3 protein-coding genes are annotated in these 3,777 nt (G+C 41.0%); 1 reads left to right on the top strand and 2 read right to left on the bottom strand.

Annotated elements, in window-relative coordinates; genetic code table 11:
- Positions 1 to 47 precede the first annotated feature (47 nt).
- Positions 48 to 1,868 (bottom strand): glutamine--fructose-6-phosphate transaminase (isomerizing), encoded by a 1,821-nt coding sequence (gene glmS, locus CXF64_RS09200; RefSeq protein WP_007580413.1) that lies wholly within the window; start codon positions 1,866 to 1,868, stop codon positions 48 to 50.
- A 46-nt stretch (positions 1,869 to 1,914) separates the two neighbouring features.
- Complete coding sequence (locus CXF64_RS09195; protein WP_024589675.1) at positions 1,915 to 2,679, bottom strand: DeoR/GlpR family DNA-binding transcription regulator; 765 nt, start codon at positions 2,677 to 2,679, stop codon at positions 1,915 to 1,917.
- Positions 2,680 to 2,838: 159 nt separating this feature from the next.
- On the opposite strand from CXF64_RS09195, the gene CXF64_RS09190 reads away from it, so the two are divergent.
- On the top strand, positions 2,839 to 3,366 hold the full coding sequence (locus CXF64_RS09190; protein ID WP_101216867.1) for a sugar O-acetyltransferase: 528 nt from the start codon (positions 2,839 to 2,841) through the stop codon (positions 3,364 to 3,366).
- Positions 3,367 to 3,777 lie beyond the last annotated feature (411 nt).

The following is a 3,777-nucleotide window of genomic DNA, read 5'->3' as shown; positions in this document are numbered from 1 at the left end:
ATTGAGCGCCTTTTTATCTTTAACAGGTAATTACCAACCTATTGATTTTACTCAACCGTAACCGATTTAGCTAAGTTACGTGGTTGGTCAACGTCAGTGCCTTTAATTACCGCTACGTAGTAAGACAGTAGCTGCAATGGCAAGGTGTAAACAATTGGCGCAATAATATCGTCAGTGTGGTTTACGTTGATTACACGCATTGTGTCGTCTGACTCAAAGTGTGAATCTTTATCTGCGAATACGTAAATAATGCCGCCACGTGCGCGTACTTCTTCTACGTTTGATTTAAGTTTTTCTAGCAATTCGTTATTTGGTGCTACAACAATAATTGGCATGTCGGCATCAATAAGTGCTAATGGGCCGTGTTTTAGCTCGCCCGCTGCGTAAGCTTCTGCGTGAATGTACGAAATCTCTTTAAGTTTAAGCGCACCTTCCATTGCAATTGGGTATTGCGAGCCACGACCTAAAAACAATGAGTGGTGCTTATCAGCAAACTCTTCTGCAAGATCTGCAATACCATCAGCGAGTAATAATGTTTCTTCTAACTTAGCTGGAAGTACTTTAATTGCATTTACAATTGCGCTTTGATCAAGTCCTTTTTCCTGCGCTATAGACGCAGTAAGCATTAACAAACCAACTAACTGCGTTGTGAATGCTTTAGTAGATGCCACGCCTATTTCAGCGCCTGCTTTAGTCATAAAGGCAAGGTCTGATTCGCGTACAAGCGATGAACCAGGTACGTTACAAATAGTCATTGAGGCCATGTAACCTTGCTCTTTAGCTAGGCGTAATGCAGCTAGCGTATCGGCAGTTTCACCCGATTGAGAAATAGTAACAAGTAAGCTATTTTCATGAACAAACGACTGACGGTATCTAAATTCAGAAGCTATTTCTACATTACAGCTAACACCCGCAAACTGCTCAAGCCAGTAACGTGCAACCATACCTGAATGATAAGACGTACCACAGGCAATAATTTGCACATGTTTTACATCTTTAAATATTTGCTGAGCGCTTTCGCCAAAGGCATCAATTGCCACACGGTCGTCGTTTAAACGCCCTTCAAGAGTATTACGTACAGCAAGTGGCTGCTCGTAAATTTCTTTTAGCATGTAGTGACGGTAATCGCCTTTGCCTGATGCATCTTGCGTAATGTTTGATTCAATCACTTCACGCTCAACTGCGTTACCGTCTGCATCAAAAATTTCTACTGTGTCACGTGTAATACGTGCTACGTCGCCCTCTTCTAAAAAGATGAAGCTACGAGTAACAGGTAGTAATGCTAACTGATCAGACGCAATAAAGTTTTCGCCAAGGCCTAAACCAATAACAAGAGGACTACCTGAGCGCGCTACAATGATTTCGTTGTCGTTGTCTTTATCAAATACAACAGTACCAAAAGCGCCTTCAAACTGTTTAACAGCTGCTTGTACTGATGCAAGTAACGTTGTGTGTTGTTTACGAAGTTGGTGAATTAAATGCACCATTACTTCTGTATCAGTGTCTGATAAGAATTCGTAACCATCTGCTTTAAGTGCCGTACGTAGGCTAGCGTGGTTTTCAATAATACCGTTGTGCACAAGTGCTAATTGATTATTTGAAACATGTGGGTGTGCATTTGCTTCTGTAACGCTACCATGTGTTGCCCAGCGCGTATGTGCAATACCTGTATGACCGCTAACACCTGCTTTTTCTAGAGCTGCTTCTACGTTAACTACTTTACCCACTGCTTTAACAGTATTAAGTGTATTGCCATCAAGCAATGCTACGCCTGCTGAGTCATAACCACGGTATTCAAGACGTTTAAGGCCTTCAACTAAAATTTTGTTTACTGGACGTTCTGCAACTGCCCCAACTATTCCACACATAGTGTCTCCATTAATTTTTTAATTCTAGTAACTCACTTTGTAGTTACTATTCAATAATCTCTGCGCAAATTAGTTTTACACCACACGCCTCAATTGCTTTGCGTTTTTCGTCTGCTAAGCCATTGTCGGTTATTAATGTGGTTACTATTTTCCACGGTAATTCTAAATTTGGTATTTTTCGGCCAATCTTATCTGATTCAACCATTACAATTACTTCACGAGCGGCTTTTGCCATAACTTGGCTTAAACCAACTAGCTCATTAAAGGTAGTAGTACCACGCTTTACATCTATGCCGTCAGCGCCAATAAATAGCTGATCAAAGTCATAAGAACATAATACATTTTCAGCAACTTGCCCCTGAAATGACTCAGAATGTGGATCCCACGTTCCGCCGGTCATTAAAAGTGTCGGCTCGTTCTCGAGTGCTAATAAACGACTCGCTACTTTAATAGCGTTGGTCATAACAACTAGCCCACGCTTATCAGCAAGCTCAGGGATCATAGCTGCTGTGGTACGCCCGCTATCAATAATAATGCGGTTATGATCTTTTATAAGTTTTGCTGCAGCTTTTGCTATTGCGACTTTGCGCTTTGAATCTACTTCATCGCTAACAATTTCTTTAGGTAGTGCAATAGCACCACCGTAGCGGCGAAGTAATAAGCCACTTTTTTCAAGCGAGGTTAAATCTTTTCGAATGGTTACTTCAGATGTTTGAAACTGCTGTGCTAACTTTTCAACGGCTACTTCACCTAATTCATTAACTTGAACCAGTATATTGTGACGACGCTGCTGTGTGTTTCGTTTAGTCATAAAGCTCGTGAATTAAGTTTCATTTCGAAAGTTATACGATTTTAAACGAAACAACCTAAATGGCAAGTGAACGAGCAAAAAAAACACAGTTTTATTCTAATAATAATAAAACTAAAAGTACGGTAAGCTATAACTAATTAAGTTATAAAGATAAATACAATGCAGTCATTTAACAGTATCAGTAAAGAATACTTAGCACAGCGAAAGCAAGCAGGTGAAACCTGCCGTTTATTTAATAAGAGCCCAAGTAAAGGCAACTTAAAACGTATCAAAGAGTTATTTTTAAAGTCGGGTGATGGTGTAATTATAGAATCAGGTTTTCATTGCGATTACGGCAATCAAATAGTTATTGGTGAGCGTACTTTTATGAATATTAATTGCACACTTCTCGACTCGCCATTAGCCAATCACTCAATCACCATTGGTGATGACTGCTTAATAGGCCCGAACGTTCAGCTTTTAGCTGTGTCACATGCTACTAATCCAGCAAAAAGGCTTAATAAGGAAAACTTTGCAGCACCTATCGCGTTAGGCAATAACGTATGGGTTGGCGCAGGCGCTATTATTTTAGCGGGTGTGAGTATTGGTGAAAATAGTATTGTGGGTGCGGGTGCTGTGGTTACTAAAAATGTAATGCCTAATACTGTAGTAGCGGGTAACCCAGCTCGTGAAATAAGAACACTGTAGCTATTCTCGATGTGATTTTAACGTCGGGAGTCGCTGCGCTCGCCCGACCTACGTGATAGGTGTTGATGTGAGTGTGTTAATTGCGCACATTTCACTTTTCTGCAGACGTAAAAAAGCTCGAATCGTTAGATCCGGGCTTTCTACAATGTGAAGCCTGGTGATGTCGTAGTGCCCACAGCGGTGGAGAGTCACGTAGCAAATGCTACTTTATTGGCCGACTGAGATATTAAGGGGTTTTGTTGTGATTTTAGCCTCAGGAATCGCTGCGCTCGCCCGACCTACGTGATAGGTGTTGCTGTGAGAGTATATTAATTGCGCGCATTTCACTTTTCTGCAGACGTAAAAAAGCCCGAATCGTTAGATTCGGGCTTTCTACAATTTGAAGCCTGGTAATGTCCTACTTTCACATAG

This window comes from Pseudoalteromonas sp. GutCa3 (genome assembly GCF_002836155.1).
In the GTDB taxonomy this organism is placed as follows: Bacteria; Pseudomonadota; Gammaproteobacteria; order Enterobacterales; family Alteromonadaceae; genus Pseudoalteromonas; species Pseudoalteromonas arctica.
This window is presented reverse-complemented; position numbering and strand designations above follow the sequence as displayed.